This window comes from Thalassoglobus sp. (genome assembly GCF_048270125.1).
Taxonomy (GTDB): Bacteria; Planctomycetota; Planctomycetia; order Planctomycetales; family Planctomycetaceae; genus Thalassoglobus.
Genome location: NZ_JBLWTN010000017.1, coordinates 100,669 through 125,499 on the forward strand (window position 1 = coordinate 100,669; position 24,831 = coordinate 125,499).

Here is a 24,831-nt window from a genome sequence, read left to right on the forward strand (position 1 = left end):
ATCGAGAAGTCGATCAGTGAGAATCAACGGGCAGGACTTCGCAGCCATGGCAAGTAAAAAAGCAAAGAAGAAACCAACAATCAAGACGATCCGCGCCTACGACATCGAAGACTCAGACGAAGGCTATCGTGTTCTCGTCGATCGACTTTGGCCTCGGGGTGTGAAGAAAGAGACTCTTCAACTGGACGAGTGGGCGAAAGAACTGGCTCCCAGTAGTGAACTTCGAAAGTGGTTCGGCCATGACCCTGAGAAATGGAAAGTGTTTCAGGAACGCTATAAAGACGAACTGAAAGAGCTGAAAGAGGCTCGCCGAGAATTACTCGACAAAGCGGGTGATCAGACGATTCTGATGATCTACGCGGCAAAAGATGGCGAACATAATCACACCGTTGTCCTGGAAGACTTTTTGAAGCAAGGGTGACGTTGCGATGAATCGTCCCTCTGTACTACAGGCTGTGGTCGAGTCGCGGTGAACAGGCCACATTGCACCCGGCGAGAACATTGAACATGCATGTGAGAAGATACAGGCCCGGTGAAGAACTCGAATTGTGGGAGTTATTCTATTCCACAATCCGAACAGTCAACTGTCGTGACTACTCAACCAAGCAGGTTCAGACGTGGGCTCCCGATGAAATGGACCGGGAGAAATGGCATACCCGGATTGCCGGAATGAACCCGTTTGTCTGCGAGGTTGCGAACGTGATCGTTGGATATGCAGCCTTGCTTGAGACTGGCTACATCGACCACTTCTATGTGCATCATCAGTGGCAGCGGAAAGGTGTCGGCAATTCTCTTGTCACGAAGATCTTCGAGACAGCCAGCGAACTCGGTCTCAACGAACTGACATCCGATGTGAGTATTACGGCGAAACCGTTCTTCGAAGCAAAAGGCTTCGAAGTGGTCGCTCCTCAAGATGTGAGCATCGGTGACGTTCTATTTAGAAATTACAAAATGCGCAAATCGCTGAAGTGAAGCCTTCAGCGATTTGCGATTCGTAAAAAATGTCGCATTCGATTTCTTGGAGAGATGCGATTCACTATGTGAAAAGCATTCCGCTCGGACGCGACATGCAAAGACCAGGCCCTAACTTTGGAGTCCTTCAGCAACGTCGGTTTTATAGGCGGTCAAGCCGGGCAAAAATCCAACGATCGATGCCATTACGATCAGGATCGGGATGACGATGAACTCCACGGGGTTGAATACGAACGGATCGATCAAGAGTCCGCTTCGTTGTTCAATGATCGGGGCAGCCGCCAGGACGACTCCGTGTCCGAGTAACAATCCAATCACTCCGCCAAGCAGACAGATCAATACTGATTCGAGCAGGATCAGTGAAAACACTGTCGTTCGACGGGCTCCGAGAGCACGCATGATGGCGATTTCCCGTTTCCGGTCAGACATGGAGTTGTAGATACTGACAAAAATTCCGATCCCTGAAACAGCGATGATCAATCCGGTCATGTAGAGAAATGCGAGTCTGATGTTCCCCACAAGATTGGTAATCAAGCTCGCCATGACGCGAACGGGATTTGCTCCCTGTGCAGGGCCGTTCTCACGCAAATCGTTTTGGATGATGATCGTTCGGTTCGTTCGTTGCAGGTCGTTACCAGCCATCACGAGCAGAATACTGGTGACTTCTTTCTGGATATCCGGAACCGGACCGTGAGCATGATGATGTTCATCCTCGGCAGCTTGCGCTTCGTGCTTCAGGATTTCATCGATGTCTTCCTTGTGTCGCTCAATGACTTCCGCTTCGGTTTCATCAAAGAATTTTGCTTCCGCTCGAATCGCTTCTCGAACTGGCTTGCTGTGATCGGAAAGCATGAAGAATCCGTCGATGTGGACAAAGGCCGTGCGGTCGTTAGGGGTTCCTGTCGGCGAGAGAATTCCCTGAATGGTGAATTCTTCTTCGTGGATATGGTCATCTTGTCCGGAGTGGACCATTTTGAATTTGGACCCTTTTTTCCAACCGTTCTTACGGGCGACTTCTGAACCAACAACGGCATCCCAGGTTCCACGTATGGAATTTTCATCTGCGCCGACGCGGAACTTCTTTCCGGGGGCGTACTCAACTAAAAAATATTGCGGCGTTGTACCAACAATCGGGAACCCGCCCATCTCTGTGGTATCACCCAGGTTGACTGGGATTGCATGTTCAACGCGAGGATCTTCTGTCCATTGCTGGTAGTACCGCCATGGCAAGTTTTCGATCGGTCTGTCGATACGATAGATCGTGCTCAGAATAAGTTGTGTTGCGCTTCCTTTGGGGCCAACGACTAAATCGTATCCGCTCCCTGTTTCCTGAAAGAGCTTGGTTACGACGCCGTTCAAAATCAGAACGGCGACCATTAAAGCGACTCCCAAAGCAACACTGAAACTCGTCAGCAACGATGACAACGATCGTTGCTTCATGTTTTTGAATGCAATCGTAATCAGATTCATGCGAGCACCTCTACCTGATTGAATTCGTTGAGATGTTCAACTCGATCGAACTGTTTGGAGACTTCTTGAGAGTGCGTCACCAGTAACAGCGAGACGTTGTGCTCGCGACAGGTTTCGCGGATCAAGCCGAGAATGAGATCCTGGTTCGCCAGGTCGACACTCGCTGTCGGTTCGTCTGCCAGCATGAGCCGAGGACGACTGGCGAGTGCACGAGCTACGGAAACTCGCTGTTGTTCACCCACTGAGAGCTGCCCCGGACGGTGATTCATTCGTGCTTTCAAACCTACACGGTCAATGAGCTCTTCAGCATATTTTCGATTTTGCTTACCTGCAAATGCCATCCCGAGGATGACGTTTTCGAGGGCTGTAAAAGCTGGCAGCAAGTGAAACGTTTGAAAGACAATTCCGATGCGGTCGGCACGAAACCGATCTCGAGAAGGTTCCGGTAAGTCGGTGACATCAACACCTCCAACAATGACCTTTCCAGAATCAGGACGGGTGATTCCGGAGATGACATTCAGCAGGGTCGTCTTACCGCAACCACTTTGGCCAACCAGTGCGACCTGCTCTCCCTCCTGGAGTCGAAATTCCGGGATATTCAGAACAGGTAATTCTGTCCCTCCCGGATTTCGATAGCTTTTACGCACATCGATAAGTTCAAGTGACATGATTCATCCCTGTTTCATTCAATGAAATGAGAAACTGCAAACCCCTGAAAAAAGGTTTATACGTTAAAGACGGCATGGTAATGACTTCGTCTCGAACATCGTAGCGACTAACAGTCCACTTGAAATTTGTGAAGACCATCCCTCAGGTTGACGACTTCAAGCCGTTGTCATTTTTGATCGCTAAGATGTTGTACGTTGCCGGTTCACGGATTGAAAAGGGGGGCTCGCTGGGAAGCCCACATTTCAAACTCTCTGTCCTCAGTTTCGGGAAACTCGACACATCTTGATAGACACTCATAACGAGACTGATACGTAAATTTCACTTTCACATCAGCATCGATTTCTCGATGCGAGACTGAAGTTCAAAACAAACATTGGAACCGAGGTCGTTCAACTCGCGAATCCCAAGAGTTGTCGGGATTCTTCGAAGGTTGTAAGGATTATTCGACCTGCTCGAACTGTTCGGATTATCTCGGACCGAAAGTTGGTCTTCAGAAGAGTTCTTTGGGCCCATTCGCTCTCACAAAATTTGGCCAAGTGAATGAAAATCAAATGAATGACCTTGGTTTCAGAAGTATCGTTTGCCTGCCTTAAAGCGTTTTCGCTGTTTGCTGTGCCCATGAATGTCACTTTTATGACTTCATTTTATGGGGGCATAAACTGCTTGCTATGAGGCAGAACGTAAAGACCAATATTGGATTTGATCTGGTATTGAAAATCTGGAAGTTCCACGGTTCTCAAACTTGTTCATCAAAAATGAATTCTCTCCCGAACGGAAATTTGAATATCAAGAAACGCTTTCGTTTGCGGGCTAATGTCGCCATCGCCGTCATTGTTCTGCTGGTTCCTGTCGTCATTCATGGAGCCCGCTCAAGTGTCGATGGAATGCGGATTACTCCAGAGAAGTGGGCCTCGCCTGAGAATCCACAGCGGCAGTTGTTCGATCGTTTCAGACACGAATTTGAAGGCAACGATGTTGTCTACGTCAGTTGGGAAGGTTGCACGCTTGATGATCCTCGCCTGGCGAAATTAGAAACGAGTCTGCTGCAAGGAAACAAGCTTGCCGAAATTGGAGTTATCCCTTTTGAGCGAGTTGTGACTGGCGCGGGGACGGTACAACAGATGACTGAGCGGCCTTTGAGCCTTTCCAGATCTGATGCCGCAAAGCGACTGGAAGGTTTTCTCGTTGGGCCAGATCAACGGACGAGTTGCGCAGTTGTTGTGCTCACTTATGACGGAAACGAACATCGTCGCGAATCGATCGCGCATCTTCTTGAAATTACAAAATCAACAACAGGCCTCAATGCCGATTCCATCGTCATTGCCGGTCCACCACATGATGGCGTCGCAATCGACGATGAAAGTGTGCGCGGAGTCAATCTCTTCGGAGCACTCTCAACTCTTGTCGCTGCAATCTTCTGTTTTTACTGCTTACGGTCCTGGCGCATCGCGGGTGTTATCCTGGGACTTGCCTGCTTGGGACAGGGGATCGTGCTCGCTGGGATCTACTATGCGGGTTATACACTTGATGCTGTTTTGATCGTTGCGCCTCCACTGATATTCGTGTTGACGGTTTCCGCTGGAATTCACTTTGTCAATTATTATCGAGCTCAGCCCGAAACAATTGATGTTGAATTGGCTTTGCGAAATGCGTGGGCCGAAGGCTGGAAACCTTGCGTTTTGGCAACACTCACAACTGCTGTCGGGTTGTGTTCATTAAGTGTGAGTCGAGTGACTCCCATTGCTGTTTTCGGTGGTTTTTCTGCGGCTGGATTGATCCTGACGGTCACTCTCCTGATGTGCGTACTTCCCGATGCCATTATGAAATGGCCAGTCTCTCGACGCACCACTGGGCAGCGAAACACTTCGAAATCTCTGAACTTCCTGAGCCAGTGGGTACCGGCCTACCCAGGTATGATCACGGGGACTTTTGCAATACTTATCGTTTGCACATTGCTGGGAATGCGACACATGCGAACGAGTGTGGATGTCACATCGTTGTTTGGGAAAGAGACGAAAATTCTCCGCGATTACCACTGGCTCGAATCGAATATCGGTGCGAGCGTTCCAGTAGAAGTCATTGTTCGCTTTGATCAAAACTCGAACACGAATATCTCTGAGCAAATCGATGTCGTGAAACGAATCCATTCGTTAGTTGAAGATGTCGACGGCATTCACGCTGCGATGTCGGCAGTTACATTCCTTCCGGATCGTGCAAGTTCTGGATCAGGCGGTCGGGTGATGCGTCAAGCACTTGTGAATAAACGTCTTCACTCGGCACGCTCTTCACTGGACTCTTTAAATTATTATTTTGAAGACGAACAAAAACAGTCATGGCGGGTGACTGGTCGTGCGTTCGCCACCGAAGGGCTCAGTTACGGAGAAATCGGTCAGCGGATCACCTCCCGTGTCGATCAGCTTCTCAGCTCGAAAGAGTTTCAAGACAGTGGAATTCAAGTCCAGTTTTCTGGGATGATGCCGCTGATTGAAAACATTCAGGTCATGATTCTGAACGATTTGTTTCGAAGCCTGCTGACAGCATTTGCCTTTATTGGCATCTGCATTCTACTTGTCCTGCGAGATTTCAAAGTTGCCGCGCTGGTCACCATCTTGAATACGTTTCCAGTCATTGTCATCTTTGGGTTGATGGGTGGAGCGTCCATTCCAATTGATATTGGAACCATGATGACAGCTGGTGTTGCCATGGGAATTGCGGTTGATGACACCATTCACTTTCTGTGCTTTTACAGAAATCGTGTCGCTGAAACACGTCAACCGGTCAACGCAATCAAAGAGTCGATTCAGACGTGTGGGGCAGCGATGTTGCAGACAACTCTCATCTGCGCGATGGGAATGCTGGTCTTTGCATTGAGTGCATTTGTCCCAACAAAGCAGTTTGGGTTGATTATGGCAGCGATTCTTGGTGCAGCGGTTGTGTGCGATCTCGTCTGTCTGCCAGCTTTGCTCCTGTTAATCTCACGTCGTCAGTACGCTGAAGAGCACTCACAGCTTCACGCTCCCGAGGACTCCACCAGCCAATCTCTCCCTGTTCCCGCCGCTCACAGCACTCTTACGTCGTAAGCTATTTCTGAATATGTGCTTACGCAAGGTGTTCCAGGTCAGGGAATGCCTGCGAAAATCAGTGATGAGCCGCCAGGCGAACCCGAAAATTGCTCGATTCGAGCTGGCCGGAACTCTCGAATTGCTGATCCAAACAGAGGCTCACGAATAATCTAATCGATGATTTTGACTGGAATAATCTGTTCAATCGACTCTTACGAACGTAGAATGTGGGCAATATAGGTGCTATGGCTAAATAAGATCATGAGCCACGCCATCCCAGAACTTACCATGGAGGGACAGGATAACAACAAGCCCCTAAGTGTTACTAAGTAATGTCAAACGCAACTTATGAACAGACTTCAATATCGAAGTCAATTGCGCAGTCTGCAATCCCCCGATTCATTTTCGGTCCGGTTGGTCTCTTGGCGATACTCTGCCTCGCCCTGGCTTGGCCGATGGATTACTGGGGGTTGAAAGTCCTTTGGACTCTGACCGCTGCATATTGCTTGTTTTGTTGGACCAGTTGTTTCCATGAAGCAGCCCACCACACATTATGTGGCTCAAAGCAGTTCAGCATTGTCGTCGGGCGTTTTTTGGGAACAATGATTTTCGTTCCCTTTCATGTCTATCGAGAAAGTCACATCAGGCATCACGCCTATCTGAACAAATCTTCTGACTGGGAATTGTGGCCATACTCCGATCCCAAAACCTCGCTTTGGTTTCGCAGAATTTTCTGCTGGCTGGAAATTCCCTTTGGTGTGATCACATCCCCTTGTGTTTACGGGCGGTTGTATTTCCACAAAGATTCACCACTCACGAATCCAGAAATCCGAAAGAAGATTCGAAACGAATACATTGCGATCGTGGTTTTTTGGACAGCGGCAATCGCAGTTGTTGCCTATACAAACACGTGGATGATCTTTCTCACTGCCTGGGTTGTTCCACACATCCTGGCTGGAATTTTTCAAACGTTCCGAAAGTTTACCGAGCACCTCGGGATGCAAAGTTATGATCCACTCCTGGGAACGCGGACGGTCATCGGGAACGGTCCCATTACTCGACTGGCGACTTACTTGAATTTCGACATCTTCGTCCATGGTCCGCACCATCGACATCCTCGGTATCGGCATGATGCACTTTGCAATCGAATGGCGGAGTATCAAACAGAAAACCCAGAATTGAAATACCCGGTCTTCCCGACTTACTGGCACGCGATCGCCGACCTTTTGCCTTCGCTGATCTTCAATCCTGGAGTGGGCATGAACGTCGGAGCACCGACTCCAGCAGAAGAGAAACCGCACGATGTGAGCGACTTCAGTGAGGACGTCACTGCTGAAATCCTTGGCAAAGACGATGCCATCGTGTCCGCCGATGAAGAGCTCGCCAATGAACAACCCGCCGTAGAAGAACTAACCGATGAACAGCCCGCGGACGAAATTCAAGCTGCTTCACAAGTGAGCAAAAGTCGCTCTCAACTCGATATTGCATCGCATTAAAAACCGATCGAAGTCGAGTCAGTCACCGAAGAAAATTTGATAATAAAAAACGCCTTGACCGGATTTCACCAGTCAAGGCGTTTTGTGTTAGAGCATCTTTCGAATTGGTTTGCAGGATCTGCCTCGTGGCGAACAGCGTTTTTACCAGAGAAATGCGTTCTTCACGGGCACACGGTAGAGCAAACTGCTCTAGGTGTCGAATTTTTCGAACAGGTGTTCGTTTTCTTTCTTATAGCGAAGGCTCTGTGAAGTCATAAAAGGAATCCTCACGAGTACGAAAGGATCTTCGCTTACAGGTTCTTGGCAAGCAGTTCTCCGATTTGGACGGCATTGGTGGCAGCCCCTTTTCGAAGGTTGTCGCTCACACACCAGAAGCTCAAACCATTTGGATTCGAAATGTCTTTGCGGATTCGCCCGATGTAGACAAGATCCGAACCGTCGCAAGTGCTTGGGAGCGGATATGCGCTGTTCGGCAGATCATCGATGACCTGAATTCCAGGGAATGCCTCAAAGAGTTCGCGTGCTTCCTGCGGAGAAATCGGACGTTCAGTTTCCACGGTGATGGATTCGCTGTGGCAATTGGCAACAGGAACGCGGACCGCAGTCGGATTCACGAGAATGGAGTCGTCACCGAGAATCTTTCGAGTCTCGTAAAGCATTTTCAATTCTTCGCTGGTGTATCCGTCAGCTTTTTCGCCGCCGATTTGAGGGATACAGTTAAACGCGATCGGATGAGCGAAGGCTTTGTAATCGTATTTCTCTCCCGAGAGAAATGCTTTCGACCCGTCGAAGAGATCAGCAGTCCCCTGGACTCCGGCGCCGCTCGTTGCCTGATAAGTGCTGACGATCACCCGTTTCACTTTCGCAGCGTCGTGAAGCGGCTTGAGAGCAAGAACCATTTGAGTGGTTGAGCAGTTCGGACTGGCGATGATTCCTTTTGCGTCGAGAGCATCCTGAGGATTGACTTCCGGAATGACGAGGGCGACCCCCTCTTTCATTCTCCAGTAACCCGATTCATCAATGACTTTGCAGCCAGCCTCGACAGCTGAGGGCAGGTACTCCTGAGCAATATCATCTGGTGTTGATGCGATAACAAGGTCAGATCCGGCAAAGCAATCTTTGGTCAGTTCTTCAATTGTGTGCTCTTCGCCCTTGAACGTCACTTTCGTTCCAGCACTTCTGGCTGAGGCGAGAAATCGAAATTTCTCAGCTGGGAAGTTTCGTTCTTCGAGAAGACGACGCACAATTTGCCCAACGGCACCTGTCGCACCGACAACGGCAACATTCTTAAACACGGACGGACCTCAAAAAGCTAAAGAGATGGGAATTCGGTTCATTCCGAAAGGGAAATCATATGCAGCGACAAGGGTCACATGCAAATTGTTCGCAGTCCAGTGTCAGATTGAAGAATTCGCAGTTGTAAGACAATCTTGCGGCTTCCTTACTGGAACGCCTAGAATTAAGCATCATTCGAGAAAAGAGTTCAATGGGACAAAGATTCTTGTCGGACAGTAAAAAACGTATCGCACTTCTTGGCGCAACTGGTTCAATTGGGACGAGTTGCCTCGAAGTCGTTCGTGCTCACTCAGAATCAATGTCTATCGATCTTCTGTCGGCTCATTCCAGTTGGCGAGAATTGGCCCGCAGTGCCGCTGAATTCCTTCCTCAAACCGTTGTCCTGACTGGTGTACAGGCATCTGATGTCGCAGCGAACGCTTTCCCATCGACTGTTGACGTCCGCTATGGCGAAGAGGCTCTGCTCAAAGCCGTTGAAGCTCCAGAAATTGAGACCGTAATCACCGGAATCGTAGGAGCTGCGGGACTTCGTGGGACGTTAGCGGCCGTTGAGGCGGGAAAACGGATCGGGTTGGCAAATAAAGAAACATTAGTGGTCGCCGGTTCACTGGTCACCCAAAAAGCGATCGAAACCGGCTCTGTATTGATTCCCGTTGACAGTGAACACTCAGCAATCTTTCAGGCTCTCGCTTGCGGCAAGCGGGAAGATGTCTCAAAATTGATCCTGACTGCCAGCGGCGGACCGTTCCGCTCTTGGAGTGCCGAGAAAATTGCTCAAGCGACAGTTGCAAATGCTTTGGACCACCCAACTTGGGATATGGGACCGAAAATCACGATCGACTCCGCGACAATGATGAATAAGGCTTTGGAAGTCATCGAGGCACGCTGGCTTTTTGGAATCAATGCCAGACAAATCGATGTTGTCGTCCATCCACAATCGATTGTGCATTCGATGGTGGAGTTCGTGGACGGCTCGGTCATGGCTCAGCTTTCTCCGCCGGATATGAAGTTGCCGATTCAATACGCAATCACATGGCCCGATCGGATTGCAGGAACCAGTCCAAAACTTGACATATCTCAAACATTTTCCCTTGATTTTGAGCCACCTGATCTCGAACGATTCCCCGCACTCGCGTTAGGATTCGAAGTTGCAGATCAAGGTGGTACTGCGGGAGTCGTGTTGAATGCAGCGAATGAAGTCGCTGTCGACCGATTTCTTCAAGACCAATTAACATTCCCAGAGATCCCGCGACTTTGTCGCTCGATACTTGCGTCACATCAGTTTGAGAGCAATCCAACGTTGGATGAACTCCTCACTCTCGATGGATGGGCGCGCCAGGAGGCACTCCGTTGGACTTCATCGACTTCACACTCCTCTCCTTCCTTGACGGCTCCTCGCTGCTGAACATATTGATCGCAGCTGCTGGCTTAGGGATGGTCATTTTCTTCCACGAATTGGGGCACTTCCTTGTCGCCAAATGGTGTGATGTCAATGTCGAGCGATTCAGCATCGGCTTCGGCCAGCCAATTCTCGCTCGGAAATGGGGCGAAACTGAGTATTGGCTGAGCTGGATTCCCTTCGGTGGCTACGTGAAGATGCTGGGGCAGGATGACATGGACCCCGGGCAGATGACCGATGACGAGGTCGCGGAAGATCCACGTTCCTATTCGGCGAAATCTGTCCCGCAACGGATGGCCATTATCTCCGCCGGGGTGATCATGAACATCATCACCGGATTTATATTTTTTGTCATCGCCTTCAGCTCAGGCGTGGAGACGACAGATCGCGTTGTCGGAAATGTCGAAGTCGGCATGCCCGGCTGGACGAACGGTTTGCGAATGGGCGACACGATTACATCGATCAATGGACGTGTCGTTGAGAACTTCGAAGATATTCTCCGTGGGACCGCTCTTTCACGCGGTGCGATACGGCTGAAAGGTTTCCATGACGACAATTCCGAATTTGACATTACGCTCACTCCTGCAAAGGAAGGGATCGTTCGCCAAATCGGACTTCGTCCCAACAACAGCACCACAGTCCATACATTTGCGAAACCCGAAGAGTTCTCCATCAAATTGCCAGGAACGGCCACGGCAGATGTTGATTTTCAACCGGGCGACACGATCGAGTCTGTCAACGGAACTGCCGTCGAGGATTACACTCAATTAGTTAACGTTCTCCACGAAAACGCCGCAGAAACTCTCGATGTTGGAGTCCGTCGAAAAGGGAGTTCATCGGAAACCGTTCACCTGAAAGTCCCACCGCAGCATTTTGTTGGCTTCGGTATGAGAATGTGGATCGGCAAAGTTGAGGCGGTCCGCAAAGACTCCCCTGCTGAAAAAGCGGGACTCAAAGTTGGCGATCAGATTGCCAAGATCATTGAGGATGGAGTCGAAGCCGGATCTGCAGGTGGTGGTGAAGACGCACTGGAAACAGCTCACGATCCATTCCGTCTGACTGAATATTTCTCGAAACGAGCAGGCAAAGAGGTCACAGTCGTTGTCTCTCGCGAAGTCAAAGGTGGTTCACCGGAAGAGGTTGAACTGAAAATCGTTCCTGAAAGCCGACCAGCCTGGTCGGAGCCTCCCCTCTCACCAGCAAGTCTGCTTTCGATCCCCAGTATCGGGGTCGGGTACAACTTGATGCACAGCGTCTACTCTGTTGACGAAGGAAGCGTTGCTGCCGAGCACGGCATTCAAAAGCGTGATCAGTTACTGAAGATCACACTGAAGCAGAAAGAAGGCGCCAAACCGGATCGAATTGGTGAGAAGTCATACGCCATTGAAATTCGTGAGAACAACGTCGCTTACGCCTTCTGGCTGATTCAGGAATTCGGTAGAAGTCGTAGCGTGGAGTTCGAGATCAAAAGAGCAGATGCCGAAAAGCCTGTGATTGTGCAGATGGACCCGCAACCGATTGAAGGCTGGTACATGCCGACTGTCCGTGGACTTGTTCTCACTTCCGAAATGACGACACAGTCTGCTGACACGCTACAGGGCGCGATCGGAATGGCTGGTCGCTATACCGTGACTTCCATGGAAGATATCTACCTCACTCTAAGAGGTTTGATTATGGGATCAATTTCGCATAAAGGGCTTAGCGGACCGTTGCGAATTGCTGGCATGGCGTTCGGTTTTGCCGATCTCGGGATCGGACACTTCCTGCGATTCCTGGGACTGATCAGCATTAACCTGGCGGTCATCAACTTTCTGCCGATTCCTGTCCTCGACGGAGGTCACATGGTGTTCCTCATCTGGGAAGGAATTCTACGAAGAAAACCGCCAGAACGTGTTGTCAACTTTGCTCACCTCGTCGGGTTTGTCCTCATCCTCAGTATGATGGGCTTCGTCATGTATCAGGACGTCGTCAGCATGTGGATCAGTTAAACGGACTCACCGACTGCAGATTATGTCAGCCGCATTCCGGTTTGATTCCAATCCCAAGTCGATTGGTCGAGTGCGAAGTTTCACTGTTGAGCTCTGAATTTTCGCACTATGAAGTGAGTCGTGGATCAGAAATAGTGGGTAGGAAAGAAAGCAGGATCGCCGATCATGCTTTCTTTCCACTGTTAGAGCAGCTTTCGAATTGGTTTGAAAATTCTGCCTCGTGGCGAACAGTATTTTGACTAGAACTGGTCCTGAAACTTGAAATTGCTCTCTCAAACGTTGAGGAAAGTGGCTATTCCAGAGGTTTTCGGACTGGTTCTAGAGAAATGCGTTCTTCACGGGCACACGGTAGAGCAAGCTGCTCTAGAGCCCCACTATTTACTCCTGGTTCCCGAAAAGTCAAAAGCCGACACGTACCTCGCAATCACGAGAAAGCCTGAAGCAGCAACTTTGTGAATGTCGCCCATATCATTACTCGACTCATTCTGGGTGGAGCTCAGGAAAACACGCTGCATAATGTTGAAGATCAACACAACATTCATGGAGATGATGTTTGCTTGATCACGGGGCCAGCTGAAGGCCCTGAAGGGTCACTCATTCCAAGGGCAAAAGAAGGCCGTTTCCGGCTGGAAATCCTGCCTGAGATGAAGCGTAGCATCCAGCCGCTCGATGACTGGCGCGCGTACAAGCGGTTGATTCGACTGCTTCGAGAAATTCAACCAGACCTCATTCATACTCATAGCTCCAAGGCAGGAATTCTTGGTCGCTACGCTGCGAGAAAGCTCAAGATCCCGGTTGTTCATTCGATCCACGGGGCTGCCTTTCATTTCGGGCAACCCAAAATCGCCTACAAAGCATACGTTGCTGCGGAGAAAGCTGTCTCGGGGTGGACTCGCAAATATATTTGCGTTGCCGATGCGATGCGAGACGCCTATCTCGCAGAGGGAATCTCAACTGCGGAAAAGTACATCACAATTCAGAGCGGGTTTGACGTCGAACCGTTTCTGAACCCTCCGATTTCAAGAGAGCAGGTTCGTCGACAGTTCGGATTCAGCGAAGACCATATTGTCGTCGGGAAAATTGGACGCCTTTTTCATCTGAAAGGGCACGAATTTTTAATCGAATCTGCAACCGAAGTTATCAAACAGAATCCAAACGTACGCTATCTATTCGTCGGCGACGGGATTCTTCGTGACCAGTACGAAGCGATTATCGAAGAGGCTGGTCTAACAGATTTCTTTCGTTTTTCTGGACTCGTCCCCACGAGTGAAATCCCTCAACTGATGCATGCGATGGACATCGTCGCACATACCAGTCAATGGGAAGGTTTGGCCCGCGTGTTGCCTCAAGGGTTGATCTCCGGCAAGCCGGTGATTTCTTACGATGTCGGCGGCGCCCGAGAAGTTGTGATCCCCGGTGAAACAGGATTTTTGTTGCCTCAAGATTCCATCAGGGAGCTGACGAGTGCGATTCTCGATCTTGCTGCGAATCCAGAGCTTCGAGAGCGATACGGTTCTACGGGACGTGATCGTTTCACCGATTTATTCCGACACGAAGTGATGACAAAGCGTATCCGCGATGTTTATCAAGAGGTCCTGGGGCGATGAATGTCACTCGCTGGCAACAGCAGACGCTTTGACGCTCTTCTCTCCTGAGATGGGGCCAAAAGTGAGTTCCGCAATCTGGTTTTGAATGAGAAATGACTCCAGAGTGAGTGCAGAGGAGCCGAACTTCATTTGAGGAATGGGACGTTCAGCACCTGACTGTGATTGAGTCCATTCGCTCCATGCCGTTTTGAAGGTCGTTTCGAACTCATCATATTGAGCCGTTCGATTCTTGTTTTTTCGCTGAGCTTTGACTTCAGGGTTTGGAAGCCAGGTGACAACCAAAGCACTTGGAATTCCATCTGTTTTCAGCGTAGTGAGCTGAATCTGTTGCTTCAGCGAAAAGTCGATGCTTAAACCTTCTTGGGAATTTAGACGAGCAGCTTCCAGTCTGGCGTGAGGAATTTCGATTTCAATGAGGATCTCACCGGGGCGGTTCTCTTGCGGAACTGATTGAATCTTGAATGATTCGATCAATCGCAGCCCAACATTCCAGTCAGTGTCGTCAAGCTTGACGTCGTCCGGGAACAAACGATGCAACACTTTCGATTCGGCAAGGTCTGCCAATTGTTCGCTCGGAAGGTCCTGAACGTTCACGTAAGCCAGACCATCTTGAATCGCAAAATAGCCGAGTGAATTGATGGCACTTAAAGCGAGCCCGAAATTCAGTTTTCGAGACGAAGACATTTCTGCAACAGCGAACGGTTGAACTGTAGAAGCTGATTCGTTTTGCGAATGTGCAGCGAGGCCAGTCCGAACCTGCATATCAAAGACCAGCGACAATCCGTTTTTGTCTGTGCGGACCTGGCTGGGGGCGATGCTCATATCCGGCACAAGTACCGGCAACGGCCACAGCAATCTTGCGAGCCTTGGAGTCTCTCGGGACTTGAGTCCTTCTTCAACCACCTTCATGAGTGAAGGGACCACACCCAGTACAGCTTTTTCAATTTGAGCTTTCTGGAGGTACAGTCCGCCGACCACTCCGGTCACGATGTTGGCTTCTGAGTAGTCGCCTCCGTGGACTTTGACTTCTGTAGGGGGAGTGATGTGCCAGTTATTGTCCTCGATGGAAAACCGTTGGCGAAGCGGCGTGAGCTCCAGTCCTGATCCATTGACGTTAGGTTGAATCTCAACTTCCAGGAGCACTGGTCTTCGGTGTCCCAGATCAATGTGGAATGCTCCGGTTGATGCAGAGACGGCTCCCGCCTTCAGCGAGGTGTTGCCGATCTTCAGGCGGAGTGGATTTAATTCGAATCGCGTTAAGAATCGACCCCCGGAAATTCCTTTGAGTTCGCTTCCTACAACGTTGCATTCGAACTCGATGTTGGAGAGTTTTACTTCGATCGTCTCTCCGCCGGAACTGAACTGGCGTTCGATGTCGTCCAACTTCCCCGACAGAGCTGTCGACGGGATCACTTCTGAAATTCCTTGTGCAACGACTTCGAGTGCGTCATTGCCCATCCGCAGGGAAATGGTGTCGGGTAGAACTTCTAGTTGTGTGAACTGTTCGACATAAAAATGGCTTCGGGCTGGAAGCGGCTCTAGAGAGTCGAGCTGCAGGGATTCCACTGGCTGACTGCTCTTCGCACCAGCGAGCCATTGCATGAGTTTCTGGTTTGCGAAAGCATATCGCCAGACATCGTGTCCGACTCCTTCCACGATTGTGGCTGTTCCGTTTCCTCCTTGCGCATTCAGCCTTTCGACAAGCTCGACGGAATGCCCGAAAGGAATCAGCGCGTCCTCGTCACCATGGATCGCCCAGACAGGAATTTTGCTTTCGGCAAGTTTGGAAAGAGCGAGTGGGGACTCCACTTCTCCTCCAGAGAGGGCGAGCACGCGCGCCCAATGATTTGGGTTTGCAGCTGCCAGACTCCAGGCTCCATATCCACCCATTGACCAACCGGCGAGGACTCGCTGGGAAGGGTCAACTGAATATTTTGCTTCGACCTGAGCCAGTATGTTCAGTGCACGCTGGCTCTCTTGAGAATCGGCAAGCCAACTGGTGAGGTGTCGTCCTCGGATATTTTCATTCTGCGGAAAAACGGCGAGAAACTTCTGGTGCGGATTTTCTGAAAGAGCAGTTCCTAATCCAGCTGCGATGGGGAGAATCCCATCCGTTCCTTTCTCCCCCGCACCATGCAGAAACAGTACGACCGGCCATTTTTTATCCGGGGTGTAATCACTCGGGGTAAATAGAAGGTAGCGATGCTCTCCCCGATCATCACGAAAGGATTCTTGTGTGAAACCAGTCGGAAGATTCAAAGGCTGCCCGGTTTTGGGGCCTGAGCTATTCGATGAGCCCGACTCACTCGATGACTGCGCTTGTGCTTCAGCGAAGTGAGACTGCAATCCAATCAGAAGCCCGATGAGAAGACAGGCTCGGATGGGATGCAGTATTGGGATCATTTGATTTCTACTCCACAGCGATATTCTGCTCATAGAGTCGAGCAATATCTTCTTCGGTGACTGTTACGATCCGAGCGAACCCGGTGTGTGCTCGCTCGTAACTGATTTTGGATGCAAGCTCGGGATGACGATGAATTTCTTGAGCCACGATTTTCTTTTCATCGTCAGTCAAATCCGCAACTCCAGCGTCCCAATGGGTGACGCCTTCAATGACGAGTGATTCCAAGCGAAGATCGTATTTGTTGTAACCGGCCATGGATTTTTCGAAGTCAAAACAGAGATTGGGCGTTTCAGCCTCTCTACTTTAGCCTCGAAATCAACGACTGTCGAACGAACATCAATGAGAAACAACGATTTCCCATTGATTCCACTGGCATTCTCTGGTTTTCTCACAAATCTGCATTTTGAGAACCGATTCGGCAGCAGCGAAAGACCAGTTCGAGCAGACTTATTCTTCGACCGGATGGCTGAGGCCCGGTTTTCCTGTCGAGCGTGCTATGCTAGAAGATTTGCACCAGTTAATGCTCCTGAAAGGGAGTTTCTAACTGATAGGGCAGGAATCCTGCCTACTTGGGGTCGCTCTGGAGAGGTTCGATCTCGATCACACGCGCCGTTGGTTTTGCAGTGTCGATTGAGAAGGGGGCTTTCACGTCATTTCGCGAGATATTTCCAGCTGCATCGCGAACATCGAGCCGCAGGAAGAATTGACTTGCGATGCCTTGGGGAACGTCCCATGTATAACTGTTTGTGTTCGGTTTCCAGCCATCGATCAGAACCCAGGGACCTTCAGCTTTCAAAGCGTAATAGAGTGCGACAGCGTTCGCGTCGAGATGTAGATCATTTGCAATCCACTCGATTTTCAGTTTGTCTTTCCCCTCAACCTGTAGCGGAGATTTCACTTTGACGACAGGGCGTGTTTGATCGACAGTGATGACAATCTCTGGTTTGTCTCCTGGTTGTGGCGGTGTTGCCACAATTCCGGCTCCGTTTCGGATTCTGAAGGAAAATCCGTACTGACCATCTCTGGGGACGGTCGCGACAATCGGGGAGACCCGGTCTTGATCACTTCCGTAATGAAACCATTTGGCTCCCCCATCTTCAGTGATATATAACTCAACGTTTGAAACACCCGATGGACCAACGTCTTCCAGTTCGTACGCGATACGAAAAGTGCCGGAGTTGACGAGGTGCCCAACCGTGCGTCCTGTCGCATCCATGAGCGAACGCTGAAGATTCACGAGTTCCTTGTCAACGACTTTGCTTTTCTCCACTCGCTCCTCATTCGTTTTCGGCGAGGTCGTCGCCTCTTTCGAGCCGGAGTCGTATTGCTGAGCTGGCATTTCCTGCAGAGGTTGCGTTGATTCTTGAGTTGGTGTCGACTGTTGAGTTGTCGCTTTCTGCTGAGGCGGCGCTGGTTGCTGGAAGAGATCTGTTTGTTGGGGTGGCGTCGGTTGCGGAGGTGGCGTCGAGAAAGGATCTCCGGCAAGCGGTGGTGGAGTCGCCTTCGGTGCCGCTTTCTGAAGCGGTGCTAATTCAGTAGAACTGTTTCCATTGCTCACAGCGGTGACAGGTGTTTTCTTCAAAAGGTCATCACCGGGAAGAATCAAGTCTGTTCCCTGAAACTTTGAGCCGATCCTGGAATCGTTTTTGGGACGGATCTCCATACCGACATCGAGCGGTTGGTTCGCCAGCATCTGTGGCTTGGCATCTTTGGCAACTGGTCGAGCATTTTGCTGCGCAGGATTTACGGGATTCGACATTCCAGCAACGATTGTTTGCGTAGCGATCTCAGCCTGATTCCCGGCTGCATCTTGAATACGTCCACGGACTTCAACCAGCCCCGCTTTCGGAACAGACCAGGATGTCCGGCCTTGTCTCGCTGGTCGTACCCCGACTTTTTCCCAGGTCTGTTGCACAGGATCGAGGAACTCCAGCTGTAACGAACTCTCAATCAGATGATCGTCTGTTGCATTCCATTGAAGTTCCACTTCTCCACCGATTGGTGTTTCAGTGAGATCGAGGCTGAGGGACGGCTGTTTGGTGTCGATGATCACTTTCAATCCCGGTTCATGATTCCCAGCCGGGTATGTCAATCCGTTGGATGTTCGCGTCCGGACCGAAAACCAGAACTCGCCATCTTCACTCGCTTCATACGTGAACTTGCCGGCGTCCGGTTGCACTGAATCGTGAAGTCGCCAACTGGCGCCACGATTAATCGAGACGAACAGCTGAATCTCATTCGCTCCGATTTTTTTTAATTCAACCTGGTCAAACTGAAACGGAATTTTGAACTTGTTTGTCCGTGAGAAAACCGGATCGGCAGCAACAGCACCTGTTGCCAAGAAGCACAGGATGATCAACGAGAGAAGAGCTGAAGGTGTCCGTTCCTTCCGCGCTCCCAGCGAGTTCCGATTTAGCAAAAAGTTCAACATGGTTTGTCTACACGTCATCAGGAATCGATGGGAGGATTCATGAGTGTCATGCTGCGATCACAATTTTAATGAGATACCATCAAGTGATGAGTGCTCATCAAAAACTGAACGCTAGAACTGATTCATGTTTCGCTGTGAAGCGATTTGATTCGGCGACAAATCTGTCGATCTTCACCAAGCACAATTCGAGGTCCGATTCAAAAAGTGCGCTGGAATTTCCGCGCAAATGCGGACATCCCCCCGGATCGTTATCGTCCTTCCTGCGCCAGTCTCTTCATGAGAATGTGCAAGTGCGGTGAGAAATCATTTTCCTCTACATGCTTCGGCAGTATTCGACGGCTTTGATGTATCGCGATCAAAGTCCACATTTCAACCCCGCGAAATTTTCGGCACCGACTCTCTAACACATGCAGGGCAAATGAGTTGTGGCAAATTGAGACTTAGCTCATTGTCTCGGGTGGCTAATTCTTCTAAACTACTGGTAGCAAATAGTTTGCGTGGCATGCCAAATACTAGATGGCACAACATGGCAGTGTTCAACTCAGAGTCTTCTCAAGTCGAATTCGAGTCAAAAAATGGCAATCGATCCAATATGCGGAATGGAAGTTGACGAAAAAACTGGTAGGAAATCGGTTGTTGGTGGCGAACCGGTCTACTTTTGCAGCGAGCATTGTCAGAAAAAATACTTGAGTGAGCAGTCGCAGGAAACACAACCTTCGGCAAGCGGCCTGGAAGTGATGGAGAGTTGCTGCTCAACCGATGCGGAACCGGCCCCTGTTGATTCCTCGCCAGATGCTGGCTGTTGTGGAGCCCCCGAAGAAACGTCTCCCGTTGCCGAGGCTGCGGAGCAGGATTCTCAAGTGAAGGACTGCTGCCACGGAGGGGGAAACGCTCAGGCGAACGTAAATGCCTCAAGTGAAGCGAAATACATTTGTCCGATGTGTCCGGGAATCGAAAGCGACAAGCCGGATGATTGCTCGAAGTGCGGAATGGCGCTGGAACGGAATCCATCATTCAAGGGGGCAAGCCAGAAGACGATCTATATCTGCCCAATGCATCCGGAGGTTGAGCAGGAAAGTCCGGGGGATTGTCCGATCTGTGGAATGGATCTCGAACCAAAGACGATCCGTGTCGATGATGAAGATGACGATCATGAGTTAAGCTCGATGACACGGCGATTTTGGGTTTCAGTCGCGTTGTCGGTTCCAATTATGATTCTGGCAATGGGACCGATGCTCGGCATCCCGCTGGATCGAATTGTCTCAACGACAGCTTCTCATTGGTTGCAATTCGTCTTGGCGACACCAGTCTTCTTCTGGTGTGGTTGGCCATTCCTGATTCGCGGAGTGCGGTCGATAAAAACCGGCCACTTAAACATGTTCACATTGATTTCAATGGGGACAGCGGCGGCCTATTTCTTCAGCCTCTTCGCCATTCTCTTCCCACATTTGATTCCGAAAAGCTTCTACGAGCACGGAAGTGTGCCGGTTTACTTTGAAGCTGCGACCATGATTACCGCTCTGGTTTTATTGGGACAGGTATTGGAACTCAGAGCAAGGAAGCAGACCAGTGGAGCGATTCGCGAATTGATGTCACTCACGCCTGAGACAGCTCGCGTGGTGAGAGACGGTGAGGAAAAGGTTGTCTCACTCGATGAAGTCGTTCAGGGGGACCGAATTCGAATCGTTCCCGGAGATAAAATTCCGGTTGATGGCAAAGTGACCAGTGGGAGTAGCCGTGTCGATGAAGCGATGATTACTGGAGAGCCGGTCCCTGTCCTGAAGGAAACCGGAGATGAAGTCATCGGTGGAACAGTGAATGAAACGGGTTCCTTCGAAATGGAAGCCGAAAAAGTGGGAAGCGAAACGACGCTCTCACGGATCGTTGAAATGGTGGCAAACGCCCAGCGAAGTCGCGCCCCCATTCAGAAGCTGGCGGATACCGTCTCCAGCTACTTCGTCCCTACTGTCGTTGCCGTTTCGATTCTAACATTTATCCTGTGGGCAATTTTCGGTCCTGCCGAAGCGAAACTCGGCTACGCTTTCGTCAATGCGGTGGCTGTCCTTGTCATCGCTTGTCCATGTGCGTTAGGACTGGCAACGCCAATGTCCATTATGGTTGGAGTCGGACGCGGTGCGCTGGAAGGCGTGCTGATTAAAGATGCTGAGTCGCTCGAAGTTCTTGAAAAGGTCGACTATTTAATTGTCGACAAAACAGGAACACTCACTGAGGGGCGTCCGAAACTGACGAAAACAGTTTCACTCTCAGCTCTGAACGAAGATGAATTGATCGCGGTTGTGGCTGCTGTTGAAAAGCAGAGCGAGCACCCGTTAGGTCAGGCGATCATCGAAGCTGCTGGCGAACGTGGATTACAACTTTCAACAGTGGAGTCCTTCGACTCATCGACAGGACTTGGAGTTTCGGGAACGGTCGATGAGCAAAAAATTCTGATCGGTAGCTCATCGTTTCTTTCTGATCGAAATGTGACTGGCGTTTCTGAATCGGAAGAGCAGGCAAATGAGCTCCGCCGCGATGGGAATACGGTGATTCATGTTTCCATTGATGGTGCACTTGCCGGGTTGATGGCGATTAAAGATCCGATTAAAGAATCAACTCATGATGCTGTGAGAGGATTGCACGAGCTGGGGCTGAAAATCGCGATGCTTACAGGTGACAACGAAGTGACAGCTCGTCATGTTGCCGATCAACTCGACATCGACGAAGTTCAGGCGGGGGTGAGTCCGGAAGAAAAACATCAGCGAGTGCAGCAACTTCAAAAGGAAGGGAAGCGCGTTGCCATGGCGGGTGATGGAATCAACGACGCACCAGCGCTGGCTGCTTCCGATGTTGGGATCGCGATGGGAACCGGAACCGATGTTGCCATCGAAAGCGCAGGCGTCACACTGGTCAAAGGGGATCTGCGAGGAATTGAGAAAGCCATTCGCCTCAGCCGCGCAACGATGAAGAACATTCGCCAAAACTTGTTCTTTGCATTCTTCTACAATGCCTTGGGGGTTCCCATCGCAGCTGGGCTTTTATATCCATTTTTCGGACTCCTCCTCAGCCCCATGATCGCAGCGGCAGCCATGAGCATGAGTTCGGTTTCTGTGATTGCGAACGCCTTGCGATTGCGAACCACTCAATTTCATGAATAAGAGACGCGTATGGCTCAAAAACATCAAGTCGTTGTCATCGGTGGAGGCTTTGGCGGGCTGGAAACAGCTCGCCGGCTGCGGAGAGTGGATGTTGCAGTCACACTGATCGACCGTAGGAATTTTCACCTCTTTCAACCGTTGCTGTATCAAGTCGCAACTGGTGGGCTCTCGCCTGCGAATATCGCAACGCCGCTTCGATCCATCCTCAGGAAACAAAAAAACTGCCAGATCCTGATGGGCGAGGTCGTAGGTTTTAATGCCAAGCAAAAACAGGTTGTTCTTCGTGACAAAGTTCTGCAGTATGACACACTGGTCCTCGCTGCCGGAGCGGGACCGAGTTATTTCGGGAATGATAGCTGGGAAACGTACGCTCCTCCTTTGAAGACCATCGAAGATGCGACATCCATTCGCGGACGCATCTACACAAGTTTTGAACTGGCTGAGAATGAAACCGATCCCGAACGACGCAAAGAACTTTTAACATTCATTGTGATTGGAGGCGGCCCGACCGGTGTTGAATTGGCTGGCGCTCTGGCTGAGATTTCTCACCACACCCTGGTTCATGACTTCAGGCATATCAATCCGAAAGAAGCCCGAATCATTCTGGTCGAAGCAGGCGGGGCGATTCTCTCGACTTATCCCTCGAAGCTGACTGAAAGTGCCGCTCGAAAGGTTCAAGAATTAGGAGTAGAAATCCGGTTGCATACGATGGTCACTGGAATCGAGAAAGACCGGATTGAGCTGAAAACACCTTCAGGTATCGAGCATATTGCAACACACACAGTGATGTGGGCAGCGGGAGTCAAACCGAATCCGCTGAGTCAGGTTCTCGCCAGCGAGATCGGTATCGACTGCCACAAGTCGGGACGCATCCCCGTGAACTCAGCACTCAATATTGAAGGTCACCCAGATCTCTTCGTGATCGGTGATATTGCCCATTGCGAAGATCACGACGGAAAGCCGCTTCCCGGAGTTGCACCTGTCGCCATACAACAGGGCAGATACGTCGCGAAAACTATTCAAGCCCGCTTACGCGGAGATTTGAAGCCAGAACCTTTCAGATATCAAAATCGAGGTTCAATGGCGACGATCGGGAGAAAGGCGGCAGTCGCGGAGATTGGAAAATTCACGTTCAGCGGATTCTTTGCATGGTTGCTGTGGCTGGTCATCCACTTGATGCAGATCGTGCAATTCCAGAACCGGTTACTCGTCTTGTTCCAGTGGAGCTACAGCTACTTCACTTATAATCGCTCCGCCCGGTTGATCACGCAGCCAACCTCAGAGCTCGATCAGGAGTTCAATCAAGATCTCGCCCCCGACTCAAAGCAGAGCTGACATCTCCAAACCAGGCAGCCTGAACGCCACACAATTTTCGGCCGCACAGTGCATCAGGAATTGAAAATGCTGAAGCAATTGAAGTGCAGATTAATTGTTATCTGCTGGGGCGTTTAAATCACATTTCTTGCAATCGAGTTTAAAACCGAGCATCGATTCTCGACCTGATTCTGATTCGACCCAAGGTCTACTGACCAGCGGCGGATCGTTTCGAACGTGTTGATTGTGGCCGCATCTCAGCTCCGCAACCCAGTGGTCTTCTTCGTCTTTATGGTATCCAACAATAGGTTGCTTCATGACGCTCTCACGATTAACAAAAGTCGCCTCTCACAAAGGCTGATCGGGTCTGAACAGCCAGCGACGACCTCTTCCTCAACAGGGAGCCTGCAGAATCGTGCGCATTGAACATGTTCGCATTCTTGCTCAGCAAGAATGCGAACCAAAGCGTGAAACCTGTGTTGGCCGCTCATTGCTATTCAAGAAAAGTGACTATTCCGGTCTCCATATTGTAGATTCCGCCGACGATTTTGATGTCACCATTTGAGACCATTTCATTGAGAATCGGGCTTTTTGCTCGAATGTTTGCCATCGTCATCCGGACATTCTGTTCAGTAACCATGTGTAAGAACTCATCGTTCTCACCCGTTTTTTCTCCCGTGTAATCAGCGAAGTGTTCGACGGCTGGCCGGATGTTACTGAGCATCGCTGTAATGTTGCCAAGCTCGACGTTGTCGATTGCCCCCTTGATCGCACCGCAGTGTTCGTGGCCTAGGACCAGGATGAGTTTGGCGCCGACAACCTTACAGCCAAATTCCATGCTTCCGAGGATATCTGTGTTCTCGAAATTACCGGCAATCCGGGCGACGAATACGTCCCCGATCCCGCGGTCGAACGCATCTTCGACTGGAATTCGTGAATCAAGACAGGAGAGGATTACAGCTTTCGGATATTGCCCGAGAGCTGCTTCGCGTACTAGTTTCGAATGGTCTCTGCTCGTCAGCGTTCCCGACACAAATCGCTGGTTGCCCTCCTTCAACTCTTTGATCACATCGTCGGGCGTCAGCTGGTCGCGCTCTTCTTTCGTTAAGACTCTCTCGACACGTGGCGTGGCATTGAGAGTGCTGGAGGAACCCTGATCATCTGCACGAGTGGAGTCAGACTGGTTCTGTGTACAGCCAACAAAGAGGACGCAAAGCAAGCATCCAACAGTGAGTCGGTTCGAAAAAAGAGGGAGCGTTCTTGTCATTGAATTGATGTCTCGTTTGGTGAGTGGATCGCCCCTGTAGCATGGCGACCCACTCAACCGGGCCGGCTCCAAGGTTAGCGATCAAAATTGTTAAACCGCCCAGTCGGCCAATTTCAGTCTAGCTGTTAGGATCGCCCCGTGAAGCGTGAACCTGGAGGTTCGGGAACAAGCAGAAACAAAGCCCAGAGGGGACCATGAATAAACAAACTAACCCGACCAAACGAAATTAGAGCATCTTTCGAATTGGTTTGCAGGTTCTGCCTCGTGGCGAACAGCATTTTTCCTAGAGAAATGCGTTCTT

General features: G+C 50.3%; 17 protein-coding genes. 9 read left to right on the forward strand and 8 right to left on the reverse strand.

All coding sequences use genetic code 11. The annotated features are described in order from the left end of the window. Positions 1-46: 46 nt before the first annotated feature. The gene (locus tag ACN0YR_RS17340; protein ID WP_417850495.1) at positions 47-421 is read left to right on the forward strand and encodes a DUF488 domain-containing protein; all 375 of its coding nucleotides are present in this window, start codon (positions 47-49) and stop codon (positions 419-421) included. Between the two features lie 86 nt (positions 422-507). Then, the gene (locus ACN0YR_RS17345; protein WP_417850496.1) at positions 508-972 is read left to right on the forward strand and encodes a GNAT family N-acetyltransferase; all 465 of its coding nucleotides are present in this window, start codon (positions 508-510) and stop codon (positions 970-972) included. A 111-nt stretch (positions 973-1,083) separates the two neighbouring features. Here ACN0YR_RS17345 and ACN0YR_RS17350 read toward each other — a convergent pair whose 3' ends face one another. Continuing rightward, positions 1,084-2,442, reverse strand: coding sequence for an ABC transporter permease (locus ACN0YR_RS17350; protein ID WP_417850497.1), 1,359 nt, complete (start codon positions 2,440-2,442; stop codon positions 1,084-1,086). Continuing rightward, positions 2,439-3,110 carry an ABC transporter ATP-binding protein gene (locus ACN0YR_RS17355; RefSeq protein ID WP_417850498.1) on the reverse strand — a complete coding sequence of 224 codons (672 nt, stop codon included), beginning with the start codon at positions 3,108-3,110 and terminating at the stop codon, positions 2,439-2,441. The genes ACN0YR_RS17350 and ACN0YR_RS17355 overlap by 4 nt, the downstream gene beginning before the upstream one ends. Before the next feature lie 756 nt (positions 3,111-3,866). On the opposite strand from ACN0YR_RS17355, the gene ACN0YR_RS17360 reads away from it, so the two are divergent. Together ACN0YR_RS17360 and ACN0YR_RS17365 are read left to right on the forward strand one after the other, a co-directional pair. After that, positions 3,867-6,191, forward strand: a complete 2,325-nt coding sequence (locus ACN0YR_RS17360; protein ID WP_417850499.1) for an efflux RND transporter permease subunit — start codon at positions 3,867-3,869, stop codon at positions 6,189-6,191. 314 nt (positions 6,192-6,505) lie between these two features. Continuing rightward, positions 6,506-7,669 (forward strand): fatty acid desaturase family protein, encoded by a 1,164-nt coding sequence (locus ACN0YR_RS17365; RefSeq protein WP_417850500.1) that lies wholly within the window; start codon positions 6,506-6,508, stop codon positions 7,667-7,669. 290 nt (positions 7,670-7,959) lie between these two features. Here ACN0YR_RS17365 and ACN0YR_RS17370 read toward each other — a convergent pair whose 3' ends face one another. Then, positions 7,960-8,964, reverse strand: a complete 1,005-nt coding sequence (locus ACN0YR_RS17370) for an aspartate-semialdehyde dehydrogenase (RefSeq protein WP_417850501.1) — start codon at positions 8,962-8,964, stop codon at positions 7,960-7,962. A gap of 191 nt (positions 8,965-9,155) precedes the next feature. Here ACN0YR_RS17370 and ACN0YR_RS17375 point away from each other — a divergent pair, with 191 nt between their 5' ends. The 3 genes from ACN0YR_RS17375 to ACN0YR_RS17385 all read left to right on the forward strand — a co-directional run bounded on the left by ACN0YR_RS17375 (position 9,156) and on the right by ACN0YR_RS17385 (position 13,959). Next, a complete protein-coding gene (locus ACN0YR_RS17375; RefSeq protein ID WP_417850502.1) occupies positions 9,156-10,370 on the forward strand; it encodes a 1-deoxy-D-xylulose-5-phosphate reductoisomerase in 1,215 nt (404 codons plus the stop codon). After that, positions 10,316-12,352: an RIP metalloprotease RseP gene (gene rseP, locus ACN0YR_RS17380; RefSeq protein WP_417850503.1), complete on the forward strand. Its 2,037-nt coding sequence runs from the start codon at positions 10,316-10,318 to the stop codon at positions 12,350-12,352. The genes ACN0YR_RS17375 and rseP overlap by 55 nt, the downstream gene beginning before the upstream one ends. A gap of 452 nt (positions 12,353-12,804) precedes the next feature. Next, positions 12,805-13,959, forward strand: coding sequence for a glycosyltransferase family 4 protein (locus ACN0YR_RS17385; RefSeq protein WP_417850504.1), 1,155 nt, complete (start codon positions 12,805-12,807; stop codon positions 13,957-13,959). A gap of 3 nt (positions 13,960-13,962) precedes the next feature. On the opposite strand, the gene ACN0YR_RS17390 is transcribed toward ACN0YR_RS17385, so the two are convergent. From ACN0YR_RS17390 to ACN0YR_RS17400, 3 genes are all read right to left on the reverse strand, one after another. After that, positions 13,963-16,362: an alpha/beta hydrolase-fold protein gene (locus ACN0YR_RS17390; protein ID WP_417850505.1), complete on the reverse strand. Its 2,400-nt coding sequence runs from the start codon at positions 16,360-16,362 to the stop codon at positions 13,963-13,965. Positions 16,363-16,369: 7 nt separating this feature from the next. Beyond that, on the reverse strand, positions 16,370-16,618 hold the full coding sequence (locus tag ACN0YR_RS17395) for a hypothetical protein (RefSeq protein ID WP_145200820.1): 249 nt from the start codon (positions 16,616-16,618) through the stop codon (positions 16,370-16,372). Between the two features lie 310 nt (positions 16,619-16,928). Beyond that, entirely contained in the window at positions 16,929-18,812 is a 1,884-nt protein-coding gene (locus ACN0YR_RS17400; RefSeq protein ID WP_417850506.1) for a hypothetical protein, read from the reverse strand. Positions 18,813-19,369: 557 nt separating this feature from the next. Between ACN0YR_RS17400 and ACN0YR_RS17405 the strand changes: the two genes are divergently transcribed. Together ACN0YR_RS17405 and ACN0YR_RS17410 are read left to right on the forward strand one after the other, a co-directional pair. Continuing rightward, positions 19,370-21,949, forward strand: coding sequence for a heavy metal translocating P-type ATPase (locus ACN0YR_RS17405; RefSeq protein ID WP_417850507.1), 2,580 nt, complete (start codon positions 19,370-19,372; stop codon positions 21,947-21,949). A 9-nt stretch (positions 21,950-21,958) separates the two neighbouring features. Beyond that, a complete protein-coding gene (locus ACN0YR_RS17410) occupies positions 21,959-23,284 on the forward strand; it encodes an NAD(P)/FAD-dependent oxidoreductase (RefSeq protein ID WP_417850508.1) in 1,326 nt (441 codons plus the stop codon). A gap of 90 nt (positions 23,285-23,374) precedes the next feature. Here ACN0YR_RS17410 and ACN0YR_RS17415 read toward each other — a convergent pair whose 3' ends face one another. Further along, entirely contained in the window at positions 23,375-23,581 is a 207-nt protein-coding gene (locus ACN0YR_RS17415) for a DUF3565 domain-containing protein (RefSeq protein ID WP_417850509.1), read from the reverse strand. 175 nt (positions 23,582-23,756) lie between these two features. Then, the gene (locus tag ACN0YR_RS17420) at positions 23,757-24,530 is read right to left on the reverse strand and encodes a carbonic anhydrase family protein (protein ID WP_417850510.1); all 774 of its coding nucleotides are present in this window, start codon (positions 24,528-24,530) and stop codon (positions 23,757-23,759) included. Positions 24,531-24,831: the final 301 nt, after the last annotated feature.

Coding starts and splice junctions, on each gene's coding strand:
- ACN0YR_RS17340 (WP_417850495.1), top strand. CDS start 47: ATGGCAAGTAAAAAAGCAAAGAAGAAACCAACAATCAAGACGATCCGC.
- ACN0YR_RS17345 (WP_417850496.1), top strand. CDS start 508: ATGCATGTGAGAAGATACAGGCCCGGTGAAGAACTCGAATTGTGGGAG.
- ACN0YR_RS17350 (WP_417850497.1), bottom strand. CDS start 2,442: ATGAATCTGATTACGATTGCATTCAAAAACATGAAGCAACGATCGTTG.
- ACN0YR_RS17355 (WP_417850498.1), bottom strand. CDS start 3,110: ATGTCACTTGAACTTATCGATGTGCGTAAAAGCTATCGAAATCCGGGA.
- ACN0YR_RS17360 (WP_417850499.1), top strand. CDS start 3,867: ATGAATTCTCTCCCGAACGGAAATTTGAATATCAAGAAACGCTTTCGT.
- ACN0YR_RS17365 (WP_417850500.1), top strand. CDS start 6,506: ATGTCAAACGCAACTTATGAACAGACTTCAATATCGAAGTCAATTGCG.
- ACN0YR_RS17375 (WP_417850502.1), top strand. CDS start 9,156: ATGGGACAAAGATTCTTGTCGGACAGTAAAAAACGTATCGCACTTCTT.
- ACN0YR_RS17390 (WP_417850505.1), bottom strand. CDS start 16,362: ATGATCCCAATACTGCATCCCATCCGAGCCTGTCTTCTCATCGGGCTT.
- ACN0YR_RS17395 (WP_145200820.1), bottom strand. CDS start 16,618: ATGGCCGGTTACAACAAATACGATCTTCGCTTGGAATCACTCGTCATT.
- ACN0YR_RS17400 (WP_417850506.1), bottom strand. CDS start 18,812: ATGACGTGTAGACAAACCATGTTGAACTTTTTGCTAAATCGGAACTCG.
- ACN0YR_RS17405 (WP_417850507.1), top strand. CDS start 19,370: ATGGCAATCGATCCAATATGCGGAATGGAAGTTGACGAAAAAACTGGT.
- ACN0YR_RS17410 (WP_417850508.1), top strand. CDS start 21,959: ATGGCTCAAAAACATCAAGTCGTTGTCATCGGTGGAGGCTTTGGCGGG.
- ACN0YR_RS17415 (WP_417850509.1), bottom strand. CDS start 23,581: ATGAAGCAACCTATTGTTGGATACCATAAAGACGAAGAAGACCACTGG.
- ACN0YR_RS17420 (WP_417850510.1), bottom strand. CDS start 24,530: ATGACAAGAACGCTCCCTCTTTTTTCGAACCGACTCACTGTTGGATGC.